Genomic DNA, 25,702 nt, shown 5'->3' on the forward strand with positions numbered 1-25,702 from the left:
GTATCTAGTTACTAAATTTAACTAAGTATATACAATTTACAAAATTGTAAAAAATATACCCCAACATTTTACAAAATTATCTAAACTTACTCTAGAATCAAACAATATTGTAAGCATATTTTTACTTAAAAACACAAGTAAAGAACGTCTTTAAAACTTTATATGCGGCAATTTTTCTGCTATAGTTTTTATTTTATTATCCAGTTTTGATAAAAAAATACGATGTTGTTCAGAATCTGGATTAAAACTGCGATGCGAAAGTCCCTTTTGTATTTCTGAGATCTTTTGCATTGTAGTAATTCCATCTTTGGAGATATAATTTTCACTGAATCGTTCCCAAATATAATCGATAGCAATTTGGTTGGGATGTAGCATATCTTCGGCGTAAAAACGATAATCGCGAAGTTCATCCATCATGATTTCATAGGAAGGGAAGTAGCTCAAAGTCGAAAGTCGAAAGTCAAAAGTCGCATGGATTGCGGTAAACAAATGCGATTTACTAAGTTGATTTTCTACAAAACCATCTTTTATATGGCGAACAGGAGAAATAGTGAATATGAATTTTGCCGCTGGATTGATTGAAGCAATTAAATCTATGGTTCTTTTTATACTTTCGGTGATTGTATCAACTGATAAAAGCTCTTTTGTAAATTGCTTTTGTGGTACTTTATGGCAATTTGCAACAAGCTCTCTACTTTCGATATTTCGATAAACCCACGAAGTTCCATAGGTAATTATAACATGCGTTGAATCGGTTAATTGTTTATATAATCTTTCAATAATCTCATTTAAATTATTGATTAAATCTTCTTTATTAGGATTACTCAAATCCGAGTGACTATCAAAACAGTGCCAACGCTCGTTATGAAAAAACACATCTTCTTTGGTAAATGTCTTATGCAAAACCGCAAAACTTATTAGTTTTTCAATTGCCAGAGGATGAAATAAAATCCCAAACGGATTACAACTATTCTGAAACTTAAAATAATCTAGCTTCTCCGCCATATTTACTGCAAAACAAGAACCTAAAGACAATACTCTGGAATTATAATCAATTGGATTGTTGCTTTGTGATATCGGTATTTGGGTTCTGAATTGCATCTTTTTAATTTATACACGAATTTCACCAATTTTCACCAATAAAAAAACCAAATACAGAAGTATTTGGTTTTTTAAACATTTGTTTTTAGTTAATAAGTGTATTCTATTACACCAGCTCCAGTTCCATCTGAATTATAAGAAATTACTTTAATAGGAAATCCATCAGCATTATATTCATAACTAGTTTTATAATCTATTGAAGAATTATCTGTTGAAAAAAAAGTTCTCTTAACTACATTATTAATACTCGCTGTAGTACCATAAACCCGTAAATTAAACCCTAAAATATATTTTTTAGGATTACTTTTAGTGTCATATTCATATAATTCAGAGCTAATTACTTTTCCTATTTCCCTGTTTATCGACACACTTTTAGTTAAATTTCCATTTTCAAAAGTCAAAACTTTGGCTCCAAAACTATCTTTATCTTCTATTCCATTTACATCAGTGTAATATGATTCTATATTGATACTACCATCTGCATTATAAGTATAAATATCTTTAATTAATTCAAATTTTTCCTCCGAAGAATGAATCGTAAAATTATACGCATGCAAAACCGTAGCTAATTTTCCATTTGCATAAGTATAAGTAGTCACCACTTCCTTTATATCTTTGCCATTCTCTGTATTGTACTGATTTTCTTTTACAATTACATCACCATCGTAAATAAAATCTACTCTCCTATCTTTACTTGTAACACTTAAAATCTTGTTACCTTCATAAGTATTTGTTGAGATTGACCTATTTCCCTCAGAATAAATAGATGTTGTAGTTTTTGGCAAGATCGAAGTATCTTCTGAAGGAACAGAAGAAGAATTATCATTATCAGATGAACAAGAAGCTAGCGTTAATAGAGAAGTTAGAAATAAATAGAGTAATTTTTTCATTTATAGATTTTAAGTTTTTTTTTGCAAATATAACAGAAACCAAAACTAATAATACAACAAACAACTCTCTTTTACCTGCAATTATCTCTGTTTATCATTACGCCTTTACTCTATTAAAAAACAACCAATTAAACCAATCTACTTCATTTAAAAAACTAAAAGATAAGCTTATCTATTCAAAAAAATAGATTTTTTAATAACTAAAATCAGATTTATAAAGTCAATCTATTCACTACTTTTGCATCTGCAATTAATTAAAATTCACATATGAAATTACTATATTCCTATATAATCAAACATAAAATGCTATTGTTTTTAGCCTTAATTATGGCGTCTATAAACATTTGCTTCAGTTTATCCGACTCTGTTATTACCGGTAAATTAATGCAGGATTGCGGTGTTGGATTGTATAAATACAAAGGAAATGAAATCGGATTTATTAAATCTGTAGCTTTCTGGCTAGGTCTTTCGCTTGGTGCGGCCATGATTTCCAGAATTACCAAAAATTTTCAGGATTATTTTACCAATGTAGTCATCCAGCGAACTGGCGCTCAAATGTATACTGATGGTATTAAAAAATCTCTCGATTTGCCTTTTGCAGAATTCGAAGATCAACGTAGTGGTGAAACATTAAGCAAATTGACAAAAGTGCGTTCTGACTCCGAAAAACTAATTACACTTTCTATTTCTTTAATTTTTCAAACTGTTATAGGATTCATATTTGTAATCGTTTACGTTGCCCGTATTGATTATCGTATTTCGATAATATTTTTAATTACTGCTCCAATTATTGCTTTAGTAAGTTCATATCTGGGTAAGAAAATAAAAATTGTTTCTCGCAAAATTGTAAATCAAACCAATGCATTGGCTGGTTCTACAACCGAGAGTTTAAGAAATATCGAACTTGTAAAAAGTCTTGGGTTAACGTATCAAGAAGAGAAACGCTTGAATTTAAATACGTTTAAAATCCTGCAACTGGAATTAGAAAAAATACGTTTTATAAGAAGTTTAAGTTTTATTCAAGGTACTACGGTTCACTTTTTAAGAACCTGTGTAGTTTTTACTCTGTATTATTTCTTGTTTGGACAAAAAATCATCGTGGGAGATTTACTTACTATGGTATTTTTTACTTTTTTCATCTTTGGACCTTTACAAGAATTAGGTAATTTTATAATTGCACTTAACGAAACCAAAGTTTCTATGGAAAACTTTAAAACCTTACTAAGCGCTCCAAAAGAATTCCGTCCGAAAAACCCAAAACACGTTGGTGCTATCCGTTCGTTACTTTTTTCGAATGTAAGTTTCCAGCATAAAACTGCCAAATTCAAAGCTGTAGAGAATATAAATTTCGATATCAAGCAAGGTGAAACTGTTGCTTTTGTCGGACCATCCGGAGCTGGAAAAACAACTTTGGTAAAACTATTAGTCGGATTATATGTGCCACAGGAAGGTAAAGTACTTTATAACAATATTGATTCTACCGAAATTGATTTATTAGATTTAAGAAAGCAATTGGGATTTGTAACTCAGGATGCTCAATTATTTTCGGGAACAATTCGCGAGAATTTACTATTTGTGAGACCATCTGCTACTGATGAAGATTTATACGATGCTTTAAAAAGAGCCAGTTGCGAGACACTATTACATCGTGCCGAAGACGGTTTAAACACAACAATTGGTGAGGGTGGAATTAAAGTTTCTGGTGGCGAAAAACAACGTTTATCTATCGCTCGTGCTATTTTAAGAAATCCTAATTTATTGATTTTTGATGAAGCAACTTCTGCATTAGATTCTATTACCGAAGAAGAAATAAATACTACAATCCGAAACATATCCGATAAGGACAGAATTACTGTTTTAATTGCACACCGATTATCTACTGTAATGCATGCCGATAAAATATTTGTATTAGAACAAGGTAAAATTATTGAGCAAGGTAAACACGATGATTTAATACTCGAAAAAGGTTTGTATTATGCAATGTGGCGCCAGCAAATTGGGGAGCGTAAGTAATAGTAAAAATATATTTTCTTTAAATTTAGGAAAGAAATAATTTCGCAAAGACATAGAGTCGCAAAGTTTTATATGGCTTTGCTGCTTTGTTTTTTTTTTATAAATAAAATTTTTAAGTTTAAAAAGCTAGAGATTAGAAACTACTCTTTTAATACCTAGTTTAATAATTGGGACGTTAAAATTTATTAGTAAGCCTAAATTTTAAAATAAGTCAGAACTTGTTTTGTGTGAACATCAGTAATTTGTTGAATTGATTTAATTTCCAAAATTACTTTTTCTTCAACTATTAAATCAGCTCTGAATCCAATATCTAATTTAATTCCGTCCCAAAATACAGGTAATGGCTTTTGTCTTTCTATTGATAATCCTCTTTTTGCTAATTCATGATACAAAATATTGCTTCATATACAGATTCTAATAATCCTGTACCAAGTTTAACGTATATTTTATAGCAGGTATCGACCACGGTAGTTGAAATCTCATTTTCAGTCATATTTAAAAAATAAAGTATAAACTTATAAAAATACAGCTTTCATAAACAAAAAAGTCGCAAAGCTTATAAAACTTTGCGACTCTGCGTTTTTGCGAGATTGAAAATAATGCTTACTTCACAAAATCAACTGCGCGAACCAAGGCTTCTGGAATACCATCGGCATTTTTTCCTCCAGCAGTTGCAAAGAAAGGTTGTCCTCCACCTCCACCTTGGATATATTTTCCTAACTCACGAACTACTTGTCCTGCGTTTAGTTTTTTATCAGCAACTAACTCTTTAGAAATATAACACGTTAACATTGGCTTTCCTTCTTCGGCTGTAGCCAATACTACAAATAAATTTGTTGCTGTGTTACCTAGTTCGTAAACCAAATCTTTAGCACCTTCCGGAGATAAATCTACTTGTTTTGCCAAGAACTGAACTCCATTTATTTCTTGTATTTCTTTAGCCAAATCTCCTTTCATATTTTTGGCTTTATCTTTTAATAAAGCTTCTAACTGTTTTTTAAGTTTAGCATTTTCATCTTGCAACGAAACAACTGCTTTTATAGGATCTTGCGCATTTTTTAAAACTGCATTGATCTCTTTTAATTTCTCTGCCTGACTTGCAAAATATTCTTTTACAGCTCCCGAAGTTATTGCTTCGATACGACGAATTCCAGACGCAACTGCACCTTCGCTCACTATCTTGAAATACCAAATATCGGCTGTGTTGTTTACGTGAATTCCTCCACATAATTCCATGCTATCCCCAAATTTGATAGCACGAACATGATCTCCGTATTTTTCACCAAACAATGCCATTGCGCCTTCCTCTACAGCTTGTTCAAATGGCACATTACGTCTTTCTATTAATGGTAATTGTTCTTGAATTCTTGCATTTACAAAATCTTCAACTTGTTGCAATTCTTCGTCGGTAACTTTAGAGAAATGAGAAAAGTCAAATCTTAAATGTTTCGGACTCACCAATGATCCTTTTTGCTCTACGTGCGTTCCTAAAATAGAACGCAATGCCTGGTGCATTAAGTGTGTCGCTGAGTGATTTGAAGCCGAGCTTTTTCTTGTACTTACATCTACAAAAGCTTTAAAAGTCTCCGATAGATTATTCGGAAGTTCTTTGGCAAAATGTATGATTACATTATTCTCTTTCTTAGTATCGATTATGTAAATTACATCTCCGTTACTAGCTTCAAAATATCCTTTATCTCCTACTTGTCCACCACCTTCTGGGTAAAAAGGCGTCATATTAAATACAATTTGATAGATTTCTCCATCTTTTGCACTTTCTACTTTACGGTAACGAGTAATCTTTACCATTGCTTCTGTACGATCGTACCCTATAAATTCTTCATCTTCATCATCAATCAAAATTTGCCAATCTCCTGCTTTTACTTTCGAAGCTGCACGAGAACGCTCTTTTTGCTTTTGCAATTCTGATTCAAAATCTCCTTCGTCCAACGTTAATCCTTTCTCAGAAAGAATTAAAGCAGTTAAGTCGATAGGAAAACCATACGTATCATATAATTCGAATGCTTTTTTACCCGAAATAACTTTACCCGAACTATTAGTAATTATATTATCCAATAATACCAATCCTTGGTCAAGTGTACGTAAAAAAGAATTTTCTTCTTCTCTGATCACGTTTGCACAAAGTTCTTTTTGTGATCTAATTTCCGGAAATGAACCACCCATTTGTGTGCTTAGTGTTTCAACCAATTTATAGATAAAAGGCTCTTTGGTATCCAAGAATGTAAAACCATAGCGAATAGCACGACGTAATATTCTACGTATTACATAACCCGCTCCAGTGTTAGATGGTAATTGTCCGTCGGCAATAGCAAAAGCAACTGCGCGAACGTGATCGGCAATTACACGAATAGCAATATTTACTTTATCCTCGGCTTCGTTCGTAGCTTTTATGTGATATTTTGTTTTTGTAATCGATTCTATTTCGTGGATAATCGGTGTAAAAACATCGGTATCATAATTCGATTGTACATTTTGCAAAACCATACACAAACGCTCAAATCCCATTCCGGTATCTACGTGTTGTGCTGGTAATTTTTCAAGAGAACCATCAGCCTTACGGTTGAATTCCATGAATACATTATTCCAGATTTCTACCACATGTGGATGATCATTATTTACAAGGTCTTTTCCTGGAACTAATGCTTTTTCTTCGGCAGAACGAATATCTACGTGAATTTCAGAACATGGTCCACATGGTCCCTGATCTCCCATTTCCCAGAAATTATCTTTTTTGTTTCCAAGTAAGATTCTGTCTTCGGCAATAAGTGTTTTCCAGATATCGTATGCCTCTTGATCAAAAGGAACGTTTTCTTCTTCGCTTCCTTCAAAAACGGTTACGTAAAGAATGTCTTTATCAATTTTATAAACTTCGGTTAATAATTCCCAAGCCCAATTGATTGCTTCTTTCTTAAAGTAATCTCCAAAAGACCAGTTCCCAAGCATTTCGAACATGGTATGGTGATAGGTATCAATACCTACTTCTTCTAGATCGTTATGTTTTCCTGAAACGCGAAGACATTTTTGCGTATCGGCTATTCTAGGGCTTTTTGGTATTCCATTTCCTAAAAAATATTCTTTAAACTGGGCCATTCCCGAGTTATTAAACATAAGGGTTGGATCATCCTTAAGAACAATTGGAGCAGATGGTACTATTAAATGTCCTTTGCTGTGAAAAAAGTCTAAAAATTGCTTACGTACGTCTTGTGATTTCATTTTTGTTAGTTTAATCTATAATTTGTTGAATCGTTGAATTGTTTTTAGTTCTTTATCGAATAACCGATTAAACAATTAACCAAATCAACTTTTTGCCCCGGATAGTAGTGAAAAGCTTCGAAATTTATAAATCTATTTTTTATTGAGTGGGCAGAGCGACCGAAGGAAGCTCCTGCTAACTCATTATAAAAAAGTTTTATAAACGAGAACTTGAAACGAATAGCCGGATTGGGCACATTATTATATTTATTATTGAAAAAAGGGCGGAACAACTGAAACATTTATTAAATTTGTTCGACTAACACTTTTACAGTGTGCAAAAATAGGGTATTTTAAAATATGGCGAAAGTAAAATATTATTACGATTCGGAAAATCTGGCCTACCGAAAAATAAAAACGAAAAAGAGAATAAAATTTGGCTTCATTATCCTATTTTTATTGGCATCGGCATTATTTGGTTTTTTAGCATTTGTAATATTGCTTAACACACCTTATTTCGAAACTCCAAAAGACCGATTACAAGCTCGAGAAATTGAAAATTTAAAGTTGAATTATTCGATTTTGAATAAAAAAATGGATCAGATTGATGCTGTTGTTGAGAGTCTTGAGGATCGCGACAATAATTTATACAGGGTTTATTTTAATAAAAAAGAAATTCCGGATTCTATACGAAAAGCAGGATTTTCAAGAATCGAAAGATATAAAGTTTTAGAAGGTTACAACAATTCACAATTAGTAATCAATACCACAAAAAGAATTGATGTACTCACTAAACAATTAGCGATACAATCGAGGTCATTGGATGAGATTTTGAAACTGGCAGGTGCCAAAGAAAATTTATTATCTGCAATTCCTGCCATTCAGCCAGTACAGAACGAGAATTTAAAACGTATGGCTTCAGGTTTTGGATATAGAACAGATCCTTTTACCAAAGTACGTAAGATGCATGAGGGTATGGACTTTACAGCCAAAGTAGGAACTCCTGTTTATGCCACTGGAGATGGTGTAGTAGACAGAGCAGACAATAATGCCTCTGGTTTTGGGAATCACGTCGTAATTAGGCATGGTTTTGGCTACGAAACTTTATATGCCCATTTAAGCAAATACAACTGCCGACCGGGACAAAGAGTAAAACGTGGAGATGTAATAGGATATGTAGGAAGCACAGGAAGATCCGAGGGGCCTCATTGTCATTATGAAGTTCATAAAGATGGTAAAGTAGTGAATCCGCTTAATTTTTATTACGGAAACATCTCTGCGGTGGAATATGTAGCCATTACAAAATTAGCAAACCAAGAAAATCAATCATTAGATTAACATAAACAAAAAAGTATTCTCTGTCGGTACTCAGTTCTGATAGAATCCTTAAATTAGTTATCTAAAAAATATTCAACTAGAAAGACAATATGCATATTGAATTACAACCCGATAAACGATATTATAGTATTGGCGAAATCGCCAAGGCATTCCATGTGAATGCTTCTTTGATACGGTTTTGGGATGGAGAATTTGACATTCTAAAACCAAAGAAAAATGCCAAAGGCAACAGAATGTTTACCCCTGAGGATGTGAAAAACTTACAATTAATTTTTCATTTGGTCAAAGAACGCGGTTTTACATTAGAAGGCGCCAAAATACATTTAAAGGAAGGACAAAAGAAAACTTTAGATAAATTCGAAATAATACGTAAATTAGAGACGATAAAAACACAATTGACTGAAATTAAAAACGAATTGTAACAATAAATTATTAAACTTAAATTAAACAAACATGAAAAGATTTTTGCCTTGGATTATTGGAATAGTTGTTATCATTGGTATTTACAGCTGGGTTAAAGGAATTAACAATACAGCAGTTACTTTAAACCAAAATGTTGAACAATCTTGGGGAGATGTACAAACTGCTTACCAAAGACGTAATGACCTTATCGGAAACTTAGTAAATACGGTAAAAGGTGCTGCTGATTTTGAAAAATCAACTTTAACAGCAGTTATCGAAGCGCGTGCAAAAGCAACAAGTGTAACTGTAGACCCTACTAATATCACACCAGAGCAACTTGCAGAATTCAACAAAGCTCAAAGTGGTGTTTCTTCATCTTTGTCTAGATTATTAGTTTCTGTTGAACAATATCCGACATTAAAAGCGAATGAAAATTTCTTGAAATTACAAGACGAATTAGCGAGTACAGAGAATCAAATTCTTACTGCTAGAACTCGTTTTAATGAGGCAGTAAAACCTTATAACAGTCATATCAAAACTTTCCCAAACAGCTTGTTTGCTGGTATGTTTGGATTTAAAGAAAAAGCATATTTCACTGCTGTTGATGGTGCTGATAAACCTGTTGAAGTAAAATTCTAAAAAGATTTAATATTATAAATTAACTCAAAACTAATTTCAATGTCAAAAGTAGAAGATTTTTTAACCAAAGAAGAAGAACAAGCAATTGTTGAAGCTATTCGTGTGGCCGAGAAAAATACTTCTGGCGAAATTAGAGTTCATATAGAAAGTTCAACTTCCAAAGCTCATTATGACAGAGCTTTGGAAGTCTTTCATGAATTAAAAATGAATGAAACACAACTTAAAAATGGTGTTTTATTATATGTTGCCGTTGATGACCATAAGTTCGTTATTTGCGGAGACAAAGGAATAAATGATGTTGTACATGCTAATTTTTGGGATTCTACAAAAGAAGCCATTGCATCACATTTTAAACAAGAAAACTTCAAACAAGGACTTATCGATGGTATCCTGATAGCGGGTGAACAATTGAAAAAACATTTCCCTTGGTCTGCTGACAATACCGACGAATTATCAAACGAAATCTCTAAAGGATAATGATTACACCCAAACTAAATACCACGATTTTTCTAAAATTAATCGTTTGTCTGTTCTTTACCCAAATAGGTTTTGCTCAATTTACAATTCCTGAAAAACCAAAATTTCAGACTTCTGTTTACGATTATGCCAATGTTTTAAGCCCTACGGAAAAAACACAACTGGAAGAAAAACTTATTCGCTATTCTGATTCTACTACTACCCAAATTGTTGTAATTACAATCGAGAGCCTTAAAGGTGAAGATATTGGAATTTTAACTCCAAAATGGGCACATCAATGGGGAATTGGAGGAACAGCAAAAGATGATAACGGTGTACTTATTTTATTGGCAAAAGCCGAAAGAAAAATATGGATCTCACCAGGTTATGGTCTCGAAGACAGATTAACAGCTGGTATTGGTGGGGAAATAACCCGAAATATAATTATTCCAGAATTTAAGGCAGGAAGCTATTACAAAGGACTTGATAAAGGTACCGATGCACTTTTTGACGTCTTTAAAGGAAAATATAAAGGAACCCGAAAACAAGCAACCAAAGGACAAGATTTCCCTATTTTTCCTTTCATTATTATTATAGCTATTGTGATATTCCTTATATCAAGAAATAAAAATAGTGACGGAGGAAATTCTGGAAACAATAGCGGTGGGGGCCCTAGCCTACTCGACGTTATCATCCTAAGTAGTCTTGGTCGAGGTGGCGGAGGCGGTTTTGGTGGTGGTGGTTTTGGCGGAGGATCATCTGGCGGAGGCGGAGGTTTCGGTGGTGGCTTTGGCGGAGGTGGATTTTCTGGCGGAGGATCAGGCGGAAGTTGGTAATTTTTAGTTTTCAGTTACAGTTAAGAGTCACAGTTTAAAAACTTATAATATATTTGCAAATTATAATTCATAATAATGTTATCACATAAAGCCAAATACGCCCTTAAAGCTTTACTTTATCTAGCTGAGCAAGACGAAAATCACATTTCTAAAACTATAGAAATTGCTGAGGGTGCCAATATTCCTAAAAAATTTCTAGAACAAATTTTACTTGATCTAAAGAGAGGCCATTTTGTGAGCAGTAAACAAGGAAAATACGGTGGTTATTACCTTATAAAATCCAAAAACGATATTACACTAGCCGAAATTCACCGTCTTTTTGATGGTGCAATTGCGCTTTTGCCTTGTGCATCTTTAAACTTTTATGAACCTTGCTCAGATTGCAAAACCGAATCAGAATGCCACTTAAGACACGGCTTAATGCTTATTCGAGATAAAACTTTACAAGCAATGCAAGGCATTACCATAGCCTCATTAGTGAAAAAATAAAAAAATATATTTCAAATTCTAGTAATCATGTAGAATTTATATATATTTGCCAAAAAAAAACTAATTAAAACCAACCCTATGAAACTACGTGAAAGTAAACTTGTTATAAAGACAAGCCGATTGCAGAGTACAATTTCAAGATTCTTTATAAAAAATAGTGATCGTATTATTATGTGTATGTGTTAGTAAAAAAATTTAATTTAAATTCTACTAATCACATATACTTAATATAAAAATGAAAAATTCTATAAAAAAAACACTTACAATACTATCAATTTTAACCTTCTCAATTTCATTTGCACAAAACATTGAAGGCGTCGTAACAAATAATCAAAACATTCCATTAGAAGCCGCCAATGTTATCATAAAAGGAACAACATCGAATACAACTTCAGATTCTAGCGGAAAATTCACAATAGACAGTAAAGGCAAACTTCCTATAACGCTTTTGGTTCAATATATAGGTTACAAAACCACAGAGGTAGAACTTACCAACTTACCAACAACTCCTTTATTACTAACTTTAAATGAAGAAAATGCACTTATAGAAGTTGTAGTTTCTTCAAGACGTAGAATAGAAAAAGTTCAGGACGTTCCAATCGCAATCTCGGTTATAACAGGTAAACAAGCAGAACAAACTGGAGCTTTTAACGTTAACCGTATTAAAGAGTTAGTTCCATCAGTACAACTTTATTCATCAAATCCTAGAAATACAGGCATTAACATTCGAAGCCTTGGATCTCCTTTTGGGCTTACCAATGACGGAATCGATCCTGGTGTTGGTTTCTATGTAGATGGTGTGTATTATGCACGTCCGGCAGCAACAACCTTGGATTTTATCGATGTAGAACAAATCGAGGTATTACGCGGACCACAAGGATCATTATTTGGTAAAAACACAACTTCGGGTGCTTTTAATATCACAACTCGCAAACCAAGTTTTACTTCGGGTGCAGACTTTGAAGTAAGCTACGGAAATTATGCCTTCCTGCAAGCCAAAGCTTCCGTTACAGGAGCCTTAAGCAGCAAAATAGCAGGTCGCTTATCATTTTCTGGTACTCAACGTGATGGTCTTATTGACAATGTTGTAACAGGAAGACCTACAAACACACTAAACAATCAAGGAATTAGAGGTCAATTACTTTATACTCCATCAGAAAATACCAATATTATATTTGCAGCAGATATCACCACTCAACGCCCAGATGGATATGCTCAGGTAGTTGCTGGTGTTGCTCCAACTCAAAGAGCTGCTTACCGCCAATTTGACGCAATTATTGCCGATTTAAACTACCAACTTCCAAGTCAGAATGCTTTTGACCGTAAGATTGACCAAGATACGCCTTGGCGTTCAGGACAAGACTTAGGTGGTCTATCACTTAATATTGATACAAAAATTGGAGGCGGAACTCTTACCTCAACAACAGCTTGGCGTTTTTGGAATTGGGACCCATCAAATGATAGAGATTTTACAGGATTACAAGTACTTGCAAAATCACAAAATCCAACAAGACAAACACAAATAACACAAGAGGTTCGTTACGCAGGTCAACTTACATCTAGAATAAGCGGTGTTGTAGGTGTATTTTATATTGATCAAACATCAAAAACAAATGGTACTGAAGAGTCTGGTAATGCACAGTGGAGATTCTCACAAAGCTCTACTAGTCCATTATGGAAAACTCCGGGTCTTTTTGAAGGATACGGAATCAAAACTAATGCTAGTATCAGATCATCAAGTGCAGCTGTATTTGGACAACTAGACTGGGCAATTACAGATCGTTTACACATATTACCAGGCTTAAGATACAATTACGACAAAAAAGATGCCGATTACGCCCGTACAACATACGGAGGACTTCAAACTACCGATCCAGCATTACTTGCTTTGAAAAAACAAGTTTACTCTGATCAGGCTTTTACATCAAATACAGATAATACCGACTTTTCTGGAAACTTAACAGTATCATATAAAGCAACAGACAAGATCAACGCTTATGCAACTTATGCAAAAAGTTATAAACCAGTTGGTGTAAATGTAGCTGGACTTCCAACAGATTCTGCTGGTAAGCCTCTACTAGATCTTGCCGTAATTAAACCGGAAAAAGTAAATCATTATGAAATTGGAGTAAAAACCTCTCCATTTAAAAACTCTATATTCAACTTAACATTCTTTAATACAGAAATAAAAGATTACCAAACAAATGTTCAAGCTGCTGAACTAGGTGTTAACCGTGGATATCTTGCCAATGCAGATAAAGTACGTGTAAGAGGAGCAGAACTAGATGCTAGTTTTGTAGTAAACAGACACCTAACCATAAATGGTGCTGCAACTTATACTGATGCTAAATATGTTAAATTTACAAATGCACCACTTCCATTAGAAGAAACAGGAGCTCCTGTAGCATTTAAAGATGTATCTGGTTCTTCTTTGCCTGGTGCTTCAAAATGGGCAGGGTCTTTAGGAGGTGAACTTTCTGATAATGCAAAATTCTTTGGAAACGCAGGAAAAGTTTTTTTAGCTATTGATTCTTATGCTCGTTCAGAATTCTCATCAAGCGCCTCAGCATCTAAATATCTAAATGTTCAAGGTTATGCAATATTTAATGCTCGCATAGGTTTCCGCGCATCACAAGGATTATCAATCCACTTCTGGGGACGTAACTTATTGGACAAAGATTACTACGAACAACTATTACCTGCTGGAGGAAATGCAGGACAATATGCTGGTGTACTAGGAGATCAAAGAACATATGGAGTAACGTTTAAATATTCTTTATAGAACTTATTCTTCATAAATTAAATTCCTATTAACTGGGGTAAGTCTTAAACAACTTGCTCCAGTTTTTTTATTTAGAACCAAAGATTACCTAAAAGGAAACACGAATTTTTAAAAGCATCAAAGAGAAATTCGTATTTATCTACGTTCTATTTTTTAACCAAGCAGTCAAATCATGAAATCTATAAGATGTAAAATGCAAAAGATTAAACTAAAACCTTTTTTACCAATACCTTTAACCTTTGTCACTTTGAACCTCTAAACCCTTTGAGCCTCAAAACCCCTTGACCTAAAACCTCTCCTTCCCTCTCTTCTTAGATTCTTTTTTATCAGACATGAAATTTCCAATTTTATAAGATAGCGAAAACATCACATATCTTTTTAAAACAGTATTTTCTTCGTCGCGAATCGATGTCGAAGAGATTGTTCTCGTAGCGCTTTGGTTTTGATTTAAAACATCGTAAACTTTGACTTTAACAAACATTTTTTTATCTAGAATTCCATAAGACAAACTTGTATTCCATAGAAAAAAATCCTTCTTGAAATCACTAGAAATATTAGAATTATAAGTATATCCAAAATCATTACCGAAAACCAAATTCTCTGGCCAATATGATGTTGTTTGCAAATTAATTTTATGAATTACATTGGAGGTAGCGTCTCTCGAATAATTCTCATAACTTGTTTCATTATAAGATAAACTATATGATGGAGCAATGGTAAGCAACTCACCATAATCATATGCCAAGTACACTTTTGGAGTGATTGCAGTAGATTTTGCATTATATAAAACAGCATTTGTATATCCTTTATCAAAAGAATAACTACCATTTAACCCAACACCATATCTTAAAACATGGGCATCTTTCTTTATAGACTGATTCCAATTTCCGCCTACAGAAGTAATATAAGTTCCTGAAATATTAGCATAAGTAGTCGTTCTTTTTCCGCTATCATCATAAACAGAAGTCGAAACAACATCGTTATTATAATAATCTGCTTTTACAAACAAACTATAACCGGAACGTGTACGGAAATCAAAATTTCTAAAACTAAAATTAGCACTATTTTTTTCGATAGGATTTAAATCTGGATTTCCTATTATAGTGTTCAACGGATTACTCAAATTCAAAACTGGTAGTAACTGAGCCGAAGTAGGAAGCGTATTCGAATAATCATACTTAAACGTTAAGTTTTTTGATTTATTAAACTTATATCTTATTTGCCCTCCCCCATAAGGTAAAACATACTTTTGATTCAAATCTGTAGTTGTATTCAAGTATAAAGAATGATTATTATAATCTACAATTGCCGTTCTGGAATCCAAGTTTACAGTAAATTTATTTTTCTGCCAAGTAATACCAACTTTAGGACTAATCGAATTTTGTTTTGAAGTAATATAATTAGACAATGATAAATTTAAATCTGAATACGATTGTGTACCAGGATCAAAATTGAATGTTTTCTCATCATTTATAGTACTTGCCCAATCAAAATCCGACCCAAATCTTACTCTCAATGAATCGGTTATGGGTTCTGTATATTCAACATCCAATGAATAAGAATCACTAACTGTATTCTTCTTAGTATTCTGATTTCTATCGTCGTTAGGCTTAGTATCCTGATAAAAAATGGTTTTAGAAAGATTTAATGCGTCCGAGTCACTACTTGTATTAGCATTAATAAGAACTAAACTTAGATTACGATTTTTCTTCTCAAAAGCTTTATTAAAGTTAATAACGTTATTAAAACTTGTGTTTGTGCTTTCAGTATAAGATTTAGAATTGCTTTCGTTTAAAGGTTGTCCGTTCTCATCCTCAGAAAAACTAGACGAATCCGAATTATTATTGGAACGAGATTGACTAAGTTTTGGTAAAACAAAAATCTGGGTCGTGGGATTAATTTTGTATACTAATTCCAGATTAGCATTATTTCCTGTATTTTCATTTCTTGTATTCGATTCCGAACTGGTTTGAATATTTCCTGTTGGCAAAAAACTGGTTTGATCCGACTTACTTTTATTTTCATTAATCGTATTCGAAAAATCATAACTCGCCGTAGCTGCCAAATCCTTACCCCAATCATCCGAATAATTAAATCCAACTAAGTTAGACTGCGTAATTCCTTTTCCTCCTCCAGATGAGCTACCACTTAAACCTTTACTATTTCTCCCTCCTCCCATGTTATCAAATACATCATCCATAGAGAATCCTGTAGAATTAATATTATTTGAAGAGGCGAGAATACTTATCTTTCGTTGGTTATTAAAAAAATTCATGATAAGGCTACTTTCATAACGATCATCAGAGCCATAACCGCCAACTATTTTTCCAAAGAAGCCCTTATTTTTCTTTTCATCTATAGTTAAGTTAATACTAGAATAATCCGAAGTAGATTCTTGCTTTGACAACTCTTCTTTTTTGGTTTTATAATCAGATACCTGAACTTTTTTTATAATTTCTGCCGGTAGATTCTTCAACGCAATAGCACCGTCTTTATCAAAAAAAGGTTTCCCATTTACCAAAAACTGAGTTACCTGTTTTCCATTTACCGTAATTTTACCATCATTATCCACATCAACCCCCGGCAATTGTTTTAATAATGTTTCAACATTAGAGTCTGGACGCACTTTATAAGAAGATGCATTAAACTCCAGCGTGTCTTTTTTCATTGTAATTGGCGCAGCCTCACTCTTTACAACCACATTATCCAAGGCATTTACATTTTCGAGTAAATATAATTTACCATAATCTTTACTTGCAAGAAGTCCTTTTTCTTCCTCAAAATAAGGCTGATACCCCATGTAATTAATCTTTAAGAAAACAGGCTTATCATATTTCTTAGTGCTTATACTAAAAAATCCATTTTTATCGGTCGTAGCATATTCAATTATAGTAGAATCTTTAACTGTAGTAAAATATACTGTAGCAAGTTCCATGGGTAGTTGCGTATTAATATCAACGACCGTCCCTTTAATAACAATATCATTTTGAGCGCTGGCAGTAAAACCTAAAAAAAGAAACAATAAAAAGAAGTAAAATCTAAACATGAAGGAGTTTTTTAATACTATAAGACCTAAAAAAAGGACAAAGGTTTAATCTGTTTTTATTACTAATTACCCATATATTTTTTCAATCAGGTAAATAATCATCCAGACAAAGATAGCCTACTAAAAGCAAACGTTTCAAGTACCAATAAATTAATTAATACATTTTTTTATTGCTGCCAATTACACGAATTTCCACTAATTATTTGTGTCAACCTATAGAACTCGTATCTAACACTAACCCAAGAACAAATTCGTTTAATCTGTATTCACTTTTTGAAACAATCCTTATTTTAATACATAACGAACAGTTATATTAAACATTACATTAAAGGCATAAAAAAATCCCGATTACTCGGGATTTCTGTTTATTATTTCTCTCTAATATAAATATCGATTGGCACTCCTGAGAAGTCCCAATTTTCTCTAATCTTATTTTCAAGATATCTCTTATATGGTTCTTTAACATATTGTGGCATATTGGCAAAAAACACAAACTGAGGCGTTAGTGTTGGTAACTGCATACAATATTTAATTTTCACATATTTCCCTTTAGTTGCTGGCGGTGGATATGCTTCAATAACTTTCAACATAAATTCATTGAATTTGGATGTTGATATTCTTTGTTTTCTATTTTCAAAAACCTGAACCGTAGCTTCTAATGCTTTCAATAAACGTTGTTTCGTTAAAGCCGAAACGAACAAAATTGGCACATCAGTAAAAGGCATTAATTCTTCTCTAATTTTAGCCTCGTAATCACGTGTAGACATGGTATCTTTTTCGACCAAATCCCACTTGTTTACCAAGATAACAACTCCTTTACGGTTCTTCTCTGCCAACCAGAAAATACTTTGATCCTGTCCTTCAAATCCACGCGTAGCGTCAATAATCAAGATACAAATATCAGCATGTTCAATTGCACGAACCGAACGCATTACTGAGTAAAACTCTAAATCTTCTTTCACCTTAGCTTTACGACGGATTCCCGCAGTATCAACCAGGTTAAATTCAAAACCAAAACGGTCAAATTTAGTATCAATTGCATCACGAGTAGTTCCAGCAATATCGGTTACCATGAAACGTTCTTTACCAATAAGTGCATTGATAAAGCTTGATTTCCCAGCGTTAGGACGTCCTACAACAGCAAAACGAGGTAAAACTACCTCTTCTTGAACTGGTTCTGGTTTTACTGGAAAAGACTCAATTAAAGCATCCAATAAATCTCCCGTTCCACTTCCGGATATACTTGCAAACGTATAATATTCACCTAAACCAAGGTTATAAAACTCAATCGCATCTTTCTCACGCATAGCGTTATCTACCTTATTCACAGCCAATAAAACTGGCTTAGTCACTTTACGCAACAGGCGGGCAACAACGTCATCCATAGGAGTTATACCTTCTTCGACATCTACCACAAAAATAATTACATCGGCTTCGTCAATAGCCAATTCTACTTGCTTACGAATCTCCCCTTCAAAAACATCATCCGATCCACGAATGTATCCACCCGTATCAATTACAGAAAATTCTTTTCCATTCCACTCGCTTTTACCATAGTTTCTATCACGGGTAACCCCAGATACTGAATCTACAATAGCTTCTCTTCTTTGTATCAGCCTATTAAAAAGGGTTGATTTCCCTACATTAGGTCTTCCTACTATCGCAACAATGTTATTCATTTTTTTGAATTTTAGATCTTGAATTTCAAATTTTAGATTTTTAGTTACCCAAAAACCTAATCACTTGTAGTCCAAAATGCTTTATTTTAATTTTTTGCAAAGGTAGTCTTTTTTAGTTTGTAGTTATCAGTTTTAAGCTTTCAGTAAAAAAAGCTCTCAAACTGCTACTAAAAACTGAGACTAAACACTTTTATCAGGAGCTATTCCCTGCTCCCGAAGCCTCGGGACGTTTTAATCTTTTGTTCCGCTGAAGAAGCGTCACAAAAGGATCTCCACTACTATCAGGGCTAAAATCCAGTTTTCAGTTCAAGTTTTCAGTTTTACACTAAACGTTTTATTTGCAAAACTGAAAACTTAATACTGAGACTGTCACTGAATACTAACCTTATTGGTTATACCCAAAACGTTTTAACATATTAGCATTACTTCTCCAGTTTTTATTCACTTTTACATAAAGCTCAATATGAATTTGTTTACCAAAGAATTTCTCTAAATCAGCACGAGCTTCCATTCCTACTTTTTTCAAAGCAGCCCCCTTATGCCCAATGATAATTCCTTTTTGAGTATCGCGTTCCACCATAATCAAAGAACGAATGCGGATGATATTCTCATCTTCAAAAAATTCTTCTGTTACAATTTCTACTGCGTATGGAATCTCTTTACTATAATTCAATAAGATTTTTTCACGGATAGTTTCGTTTACAAAGAAACGTTCCGGTTTGTCTGTCAATTGATCTTTAGGGTAATACGCTGGAGATTCTGGCAATAATTCGATGATTCTACCAAAAACCTCAGGCACATTAAAGTTTTGCAAAGCCGAAATTGGGAAAATCTCAGCATTAGGAACTTTAGCAGTCCAGAATGCAACTTGCTCTTCTAATTGTTCCTGATTCGAATTATCGATTTTATTCAATAATAATAAAACTGGAATTTTGGCGTGAACAATTTTATTAAAGAAAGCTTCATCCTTAAGTTCCTGCTCCCCTATCTCGACCATATAAACTAGGATATCAGCATCTTCAAAAGCCGATTTTACAAAGTTCATCATCGATTCCTGCATTTCGTATGCTGGTTTAATGATACCAGGAGTATCAGATAAGATTAACTGAAAATCCTCTCCATTTACGATTCCTAGGATTCTATGACGTGTAGTTTGTGCTTTAGATGTAATTATAGACAATCGTTCTCCAACGAAGGCATTCATTAGTGTTGATTTTCCAACGTTTGGATTTCCGATAATGTTTACGAAACCTGCTTTATGTGACATTTGTGTACTATTTATTCTGCAAAGGTAGTCATATCAAGTCAATACAGAAAATAAAACATTTTTTAAAGTTTTTGTTGAAATATCCAATAATTGGTTATACCTTTGCACCCGAAACAACGCGGGATAGAGCAGTAGGCAGCTCGTCGGGCTCATAACCCGAAGGTCACAGGTTCGAGTCCTGTTCCCGCTACTAAGACAAAGCTTCAGAGAAATCTGGAGTTTTTTTTATGAAAAAATCCCGTTTCTTCATTTCAACATGTTTCCGTAGAAAAGCATCAAAGAAGGGATTATTCTAAGTTCATTTTCTTTTAAACGTAAAACCTTTTATGAAACTCCCATCTGGGGCTTTATAATAATAAGTTAATCTGCTATCTGTTATTTTAACACAATGCATTTCATTTTCTAAATGATTCACAGGATTAATTAATGAATAATATTTTCCTTTTTTTGAAATTATTTCCACTTCTTTCTTAGCTTCATAATTTTTATAGTTTTTCCATTCTCTCTTATTCGGTAATCTATAATCATATCTTGTCATTGTCGAATCTGAAGAAATGTGAATTTCAGCAACACTATAACTATAAATTGCACTGTAGTTGTGTGATCTTCCAAAATAGGTTTTTTCTTCCGATTGGCTGTTCAAATTAAAAATCGAAAAAAGAATTGAGATGATAAAATACATTGTATAGAGGTTATTTGTAACAGTAATGAAATAAGATTTTGTTTTAAAATTAATTTTGCATCATTAGCTTACTTTTATTTCAAACTAATATATGAAATGTTTCTATTAAAATTTATTAGATGTTTTGAAATAAAAATTCAATTTACAATTTAAACTGTCTATGTCAAGTAAACTTCTACTCAAGCAGATAAAATGCCATTAAAATCATCAACAAATCAGCTAGATATTTTGATACTTCCCTCCACTAAGACAAAGCTTCAGAGAAATCTGGAGCTTTTTTGGTTTACAGCAGTTTTTACTCGTTCTGATCGAGATTAAAGAACACCAAGAACTAGTTATAGAAAGTCAGGAGACTTTTTATGGATTTACGGTTTTTAAGAACACAAAAAAATGAGCAAAGTCAAAGATATTTGCGCATTTTTTAATTAGGAACACTTTCCGCAGTGGGCTTTCTTATTTCTATTCTTTGTGGATTATAGTTGCGGGTGCAAAGTCAGAGACGTTTGCACAGCCAGCTACACTTTGCGCAGCAGGGAAATCTGGAGCTTTTTTCGTTTTAAGAACTTCTGTTCATTTGTAGTTATGAATCTAATCTATCAAGCTTTTATTAAAAAAATTCATAAATTTCTAATTGTCCTATTTGATTTTTAAAAGTGAGTGTATTTTTATTAAAAGAGAAATCAGCTGTTGTACTGTAATTTGTAATTTCCCCTGTTTCTCTATCTGTATATTTACTTACTTCAGTTATCTTTTTTAAATATTTAGCATCATCATATTCATAAACACATTGTTTTTCGCTGTTAGTAAAAGGATCTATTTCATTGTATCCTAATAATTTACCATCGGTGTAATTATAAGTTTTTGAGCCAATAGTTTTAACAGGAAAACCAACGAAATAGGTTTTTACTGCTTTTGTTATTAGATTATTTTCATAAAAATATTCATTTTTTTCATACTCAATTCCATCCTCATATCGAGAAGACTCGATGAGTTTATTATTGTTATCATATTTATAAGTTATAAATTGTTTTTTTAAATTTTCTTGCGATGGTCTATAAATACTTATATAATATGCCCAAACTAAATTGTTTTTATTATCATAAACGGCTGAATCCCTAACAGCACTATATTGAAAAGGTTTCCCTTTACTACTGCTTTTTATTAGAACTAAATTATTATTACTATCATAAACATAATCATCTATATAGGATGATTTTGAATCAACATCATCTATTGAAGATTCAGATCTTACAAGGTAATTTTTCTCATAGAAATAATGCTTTTTTCCAGTATTGTTCGTGTTAATTTCTACTATTTTATCTCTATCGTAAACGATTTTAACTTGTTTGGTAATATCAATTGGTCTATAACCGTCATTTTCTTTTTGTTCAGATATATACGAAATCACACGATTTTTTTTATCTAAAATAGCTTTGTATGTATTCAATTTGTTTTCGTCATTAAATGAAGCTACTGCAACGCTTTGTTCACCTCTTTTTAAACTTTCTTTTATGTAAGCGGCATTCTCAGCATTATTCCTTTTCACTATTTCCGAATCCGATATTGTGGTCGTGATTTTCTCAACTAAAATATTATTTTTATAAGTGTAAAGTGTTGTTGTCGTCGAAGAAATCCCAGGATCTATTTCTTTGGTTATATTTCCATTTACATCATATTCCGTGATTTTTTTATCAATGATCGTTTTTTTAATTTTTTTATTATAAGATTTTGTATAGTCTTTTAATTGATTTTCTGGGAGAATAACTTCAGGCCGAATTATTGTTGGTTCAGGACCTTTAAATTGCCCAAAACTTATCATATATTGAAAAAAAAGAGAGAAAAAAAGTATTGTTTTTAGGTTCATTTTTTTATAAAATTATTTTATTACTTAAGTTTTTTTGTGATAGAGAATTCCCCGCTCTCCGAGAAGTATAAATCACCAACGCTACGCAAATGTCTATGACTTTACGTCATTTTTAAACAAATTTAATCCAAAAACTAAAAAGTTCTAAAATCTCTGACTTTCAAATATAGTTCAATATAAATTGTTTCTCACTAAATATTTAGAATCTAAAACATTAACAACAGGATTATCTGCTTTTTCGATTGCTAAAAGCCCTAAATCATTCACATAATTACTTGCACTAGAATAGACATAATCTGATGCTCTAGCAACAATTCCAGCCCTAACAGGACATTTGTGCTTTTTTTAATTAGGAACACTTTCCGCAGTGGGTTTTCTTATTTCTATTCTTTGTGGATTATAGTTGCGGGGGCAAAGCCAGAGACGTTTGCACAGCACTTTCTACAAATTTATTTTTCGCAAGAACTCTTCACAGAGCGGGTAGCTGTTAGCGGCTCCGTTTTATTTTCATTAGTCTTTCAGTTTCAGAATTATAAAGTTCTATACCTTTCGAAACTTCTTCATCGTAATAAATTTCGTCAATCCCAATATAAATTAGCTTATTATCATCCTCTAAATTTTTATTTTTCATCTCCGCTAATTCTATACATTCCTTTCCTTTAATTAAATATAAGTAATTTTTTTCATCAAAATTCACTTTAGCAATTTCAACTATTCTTTTGTATATTAATTCGTTAATTTCAGGATAACTTATTCCTCTGAAGCATTTTCTAATTGAACATAATTCTTCAGTTGGATAAAAAGGATATGTTTTTAATCGTTCCGTTTCGCTTAAGTTTTCATTGCAATAATTATAGTATTTATATTGAATTGTTCCTTTTGGTGGAATTTGTCCATGACAAATATTAAAAAGAAAAAGAATAACGATTATTTTAAATATCTTCATATTTTCTGTTTATAATTTTCTCTGCACTAAACTGACTTCTAACATTCCACTACTACAGCGGGTTTGGCACTAAATTAAGTAGATAAAATTTGATTAAAATCTTCTACAAATCGATTAGATATTTGAATGCTTCTCGCTACTAAGACAAAAGCTTCAGATAAATCTGGAGCTTTTTTCGTTTATATTAGTTTTTATAAAATTGATATTTGCACAACTTTTCATAAGCAACACTACTAAAAATCAAATACTTTTCTTTTTGATTTAGATTGCGGGTGCGAAGTCAGGAGACATTCACACAGCTTTCCACAAAAACTCTTAGAGAAGCGGTTTTTTTTACAATGTTGACTAACATATATATGACAAAATCATGCAAAGGCACCTAATTTTGGATTGATAAGAATGTCAAACGTTATATTTGTCTGAACTAAATATATTCATAATTCTTTACAAATAAACGAATTAAGTATTACAAAAGCCCAATTTATCGACTTATGACTAATTCTCCTATTACAAAACCATCTTCAAATTAATAAACCCACCACATTGCCAGACGGCGGTTGTGCTTTGTTATTTTATCGAAATTTCTTTACTTTTAGTCACTTTAGGAATATAAATAAGATAATCATACCCCTTTATAACTCTCAATAAGTATGCATCATCTAGTTTTAGCTTGTTTTGTAAAATAGATTTCTTTAAAGGTCTTAAATCAAAACAGTACCATTGTTCCTCTTTTTGCACATTTAGAAAAGATTTAAAACTTGTGTTATCTTCTTCGTCTTCTCCTTTACCAATAAGCATTATATGCAACGATTTCCTAAAACTTGCCTCTTCAACATTAAGAACTAAGTTGCCTATATCATATATATCAGTTTTCATTAATATGGTTTCACCTTTTGGTAGATGTACCGCACCAAATTTGAAAAGATTTTTTTTGTCTTTCCAGTCGGGCATTTGGTTTAGCAAGATGCTTTTCATCAATTGAATCCTTAAGGGATGATTTCTATTATTATAAATCTCTCTACTTAACTTTAATGCTTCGATTTGTTTTCGCTCATTGTCAGAAAGTTTTAACTTCAACAACAAATCTATTTTTTGAAGACAATCTTCGGATAATAGGTAGTATTTTTCAAAACCCTCTTTAGACGCAACTAGTTTGGAATTATGAAGCATTTGCTCATATATCTCAATTACTTTTTTATTTTTTGAAGTTTCTTTTAAAGTTGAAATTATCATTTGATCCGCAAAAACGCTAATTTGCTCAGCACCATATATTTTGGTGTTACGTTTAACTAAATCCTTAAACAAATTAAATTCGGGTTCATACTCCAAAAAAGAAAAGTTTGTACTATATTCTTTAACAAAAGAATTAAGCTTTTCGGCAGATAGAGATTTAATTTTTTTTTCGATTATATCTACTGAATAAGGATCAACCTCAAGAAAATAGTTATCAAACTTAACCTCATTGATAATAGCATTTGTGAAATAAGGAATTTCGTTTGTAAAATGACTTTCTCCCAACAAAACCGAATTAGATTGTTTTATTTCGTCTAGCAAAACATCCCATCCTTTTCCCTGAAATGAAACGTTTTTATCATTTTGGAAAGGAAAACTATTCTTTTGAACCAAACTGTCAAGTAATATGTTTTGGGCATAGTTAAAATTTGCAATGAATAATGTAAGAAGTAAGAGTATTTTTTTTTTCATGTTGTATTATCTTTTTTTTGGTTTATTATTTTTTTGGTTTATTATTTTTTTGGTTTATTATTTATTATTAAGGTTCCCGAAAATTGCCCCGACTTATTTATACGTATGTCAAAACCACACAAAACTCCCCAAATTAGGGTAGATATATATGATAAGTATTACACATTATTTATTTTCAAATATATAATTTTTCCATTATAAATTATTCAAAAAGACTTTTATTTAGCTGGATGTTTTTGATACTTAAATGAATGTGGATATCCAAAAAAGCTTCAGAGAAATCCGAAGCTTTGTTTATTTTATTTTTATTCGTTAAATGCTCAGTTTTGTTGAAATATCCAATAATTGGCTATAC

General features: G+C 32.4%; 20 protein-coding genes and 1 tRNA gene. 9 read left to right on the plus strand and 12 right to left on the minus strand.

From position 1 onward, the window contains the following. Positions 1 to 150 precede the first annotated feature (150 nt). Together OIU83_RS02945 and OIU83_RS02950 are read right to left on the minus strand one after the other, a co-directional pair. Positions 151 to 1,101, minus strand: a complete 951-nt coding sequence (locus OIU83_RS02945) for a GSCFA domain-containing protein (protein ID WP_264204780.1) — start codon at positions 1,099 to 1,101, stop codon at positions 151 to 153. A gap of 89 nt (positions 1,102 to 1,190) precedes the next feature. Then, complete coding sequence (locus OIU83_RS02950) at positions 1,191 to 1,991, minus strand: hypothetical protein (protein WP_264204781.1); 801 nt, start codon at positions 1,989 to 1,991, stop codon at positions 1,191 to 1,193. A 267-nt stretch (positions 1,992 to 2,258) separates the two neighbouring features. Between OIU83_RS02950 and OIU83_RS02955 the strand changes: the two genes are divergently transcribed. Beyond that, positions 2,259 to 4,004 carry an ABC transporter ATP-binding protein gene (locus OIU83_RS02955; RefSeq protein ID WP_264204782.1) on the plus strand — a complete coding sequence of 582 codons (1,746 nt, stop codon included), beginning with the start codon at positions 2,259 to 2,261 and terminating at the stop codon, positions 4,002 to 4,004. Positions 4,005 to 4,198: 194 nt separating this feature from the next. Here the strand turns inward: OIU83_RS02955 and OIU83_RS23545 are convergent, their stop codons facing one another. The 3 genes from OIU83_RS23545 to alaS all read right to left on the minus strand — a co-directional run bounded on the left by OIU83_RS23545 (position 4,199) and on the right by alaS (position 7,238). After that, on the minus strand, positions 4,199 to 4,396 hold the full coding sequence (locus OIU83_RS23545) for a GxxExxY protein (protein WP_319005342.1): 198 nt from the start codon (positions 4,394 to 4,396) through the stop codon (positions 4,199 to 4,201). After that, positions 4,381 to 4,497, minus strand: a complete 117-nt coding sequence (locus tag OIU83_RS23550; RefSeq protein WP_319005343.1) for a GxxExxY protein — start codon at positions 4,495 to 4,497, stop codon at positions 4,381 to 4,383. The genes OIU83_RS23545 and OIU83_RS23550 overlap by 16 nt, the downstream gene beginning before the upstream one ends. 110 nt (positions 4,498 to 4,607) lie before the next feature. Continuing rightward, positions 4,608 to 7,238 carry an alanine--tRNA ligase gene (gene alaS, locus OIU83_RS02965; protein WP_264204783.1) on the minus strand — a complete coding sequence of 877 codons (2,631 nt, stop codon included), beginning with the start codon at positions 7,236 to 7,238 and terminating at the stop codon, positions 4,608 to 4,610. Positions 7,239 to 7,577: 339 nt separating this feature from the next. On the opposite strand from alaS, the gene OIU83_RS02970 reads away from it, so the two are divergent. From OIU83_RS02970 to OIU83_RS03000, 7 genes are all read left to right on the plus strand, one after another. Further along, a complete protein-coding gene (locus OIU83_RS02970; protein ID WP_264204784.1) occupies positions 7,578 to 8,555 on the plus strand; it encodes a M23 family metallopeptidase in 978 nt (325 codons plus the stop codon). Between the two features lie 89 nt (positions 8,556 to 8,644). After that, positions 8,645 to 8,977: a MerR family transcriptional regulator gene (locus OIU83_RS02975; protein ID WP_035619327.1), complete on the plus strand. Its 333-nt coding sequence runs from the start codon at positions 8,645 to 8,647 to the stop codon at positions 8,975 to 8,977. Between the two features lie 31 nt (positions 8,978 to 9,008). Then, a complete protein-coding gene (locus OIU83_RS02980) occupies positions 9,009 to 9,596 on the plus strand; it encodes a LemA family protein (RefSeq protein WP_264204785.1) in 588 nt (195 codons plus the stop codon). Between the two features lie 39 nt (positions 9,597 to 9,635). Beyond that, positions 9,636 to 10,073, plus strand: a complete 438-nt coding sequence (locus OIU83_RS02985; RefSeq protein WP_264204786.1) for a TPM domain-containing protein — start codon at positions 9,636 to 9,638, stop codon at positions 10,071 to 10,073. Further along, on the plus strand, positions 10,073 to 10,888 hold the full coding sequence (locus OIU83_RS02990; protein ID WP_264204787.1) for a TPM domain-containing protein: 816 nt from the start codon (positions 10,073 to 10,075) through the stop codon (positions 10,886 to 10,888). Before OIU83_RS02985 ends, OIU83_RS02990 begins: the two co-directional genes overlap by 1 nt. 75 nt (positions 10,889 to 10,963) lie before the next feature. Then, positions 10,964 to 11,377 (plus strand): RrF2 family transcriptional regulator, encoded by a 414-nt coding sequence (locus tag OIU83_RS02995; protein WP_264204788.1) that lies wholly within the window; start codon positions 10,964 to 10,966, stop codon positions 11,375 to 11,377. Positions 11,378 to 11,612: 235 nt separating this feature from the next. Next, positions 11,613 to 14,159, plus strand: a complete 2,547-nt coding sequence (locus OIU83_RS03000; RefSeq protein ID WP_264204789.1) for a TonB-dependent receptor — start codon at positions 11,613 to 11,615, stop codon at positions 14,157 to 14,159. A 286-nt stretch (positions 14,160 to 14,445) separates the two neighbouring features. Here the strand turns inward: OIU83_RS03000 and OIU83_RS03005 are convergent, their stop codons facing one another. The 3 genes from OIU83_RS03005 to era all read right to left on the minus strand — a co-directional run bounded on the left by OIU83_RS03005 (position 14,446) and on the right by era (position 20,151). Next, positions 14,446 to 17,205: an outer membrane beta-barrel protein gene (locus tag OIU83_RS03005; protein WP_264204790.1), complete on the minus strand. Its 2,760-nt coding sequence runs from the start codon at positions 17,203 to 17,205 to the stop codon at positions 14,446 to 14,448. A 368-nt stretch (positions 17,206 to 17,573) separates the two neighbouring features. Next, positions 17,574 to 18,884 (minus strand): ribosome biogenesis GTPase Der, encoded by a 1,311-nt coding sequence (gene der, locus OIU83_RS03010; RefSeq protein ID WP_264204791.1) that lies wholly within the window; start codon positions 18,882 to 18,884, stop codon positions 17,574 to 17,576. A 385-nt stretch (positions 18,885 to 19,269) separates the two neighbouring features. Then, the gene (gene era / locus OIU83_RS03015) at positions 19,270 to 20,151 is read right to left on the minus strand and encodes a GTPase Era (protein WP_264204792.1); all 882 of its coding nucleotides are present in this window, start codon (positions 20,149 to 20,151) and stop codon (positions 19,270 to 19,272) included. A gap of 117 nt (positions 20,152 to 20,268) precedes the next feature. On the opposite strand from era, the gene OIU83_RS03020 reads away from it, so the two are divergent. Continuing rightward, positions 20,269 to 20,341 (plus strand) — tRNA-Met (locus OIU83_RS03020). A 108-nt stretch (positions 20,342 to 20,449) separates the two neighbouring features. Here the strand turns inward: OIU83_RS03020 and OIU83_RS03025 are convergent. The 4 genes from OIU83_RS03025 to OIU83_RS03040 all read right to left on the minus strand — a co-directional run bounded on the left by OIU83_RS03025 (position 20,450) and on the right by OIU83_RS03040 (position 25,347). Next, positions 20,450 to 20,833: a hypothetical protein gene (locus OIU83_RS03025; RefSeq protein ID WP_264204793.1), complete on the minus strand. Its 384-nt coding sequence runs from the start codon at positions 20,831 to 20,833 to the stop codon at positions 20,450 to 20,452. A gap of 607 nt (positions 20,834 to 21,440) precedes the next feature. Then, positions 21,441 to 22,697, minus strand: a complete 1,257-nt coding sequence (locus OIU83_RS03030) for a hypothetical protein (protein ID WP_264204794.1) — start codon at positions 22,695 to 22,697, stop codon at positions 21,441 to 21,443. A 487-nt stretch (positions 22,698 to 23,184) separates the two neighbouring features. Then, entirely contained in the window at positions 23,185 to 23,643 is a 459-nt protein-coding gene (locus OIU83_RS03035) for a hypothetical protein (protein WP_264204795.1), read from the minus strand. A 567-nt stretch (positions 23,644 to 24,210) separates the two neighbouring features. Continuing rightward, the gene (locus OIU83_RS03040; protein WP_264204796.1) at positions 24,211 to 25,347 is read right to left on the minus strand and encodes a hypothetical protein; all 1,137 of its coding nucleotides are present in this window, start codon (positions 25,345 to 25,347) and stop codon (positions 24,211 to 24,213) included. Positions 25,348 to 25,702 lie beyond the last annotated feature (355 nt).

The organism is Flavobacterium shii, from assembly GCF_025847235.1.
Classification (GTDB): domain Bacteria; phylum Bacteroidota; class Bacteroidia; order Flavobacteriales; family Flavobacteriaceae; genus Flavobacterium; species Flavobacterium shii.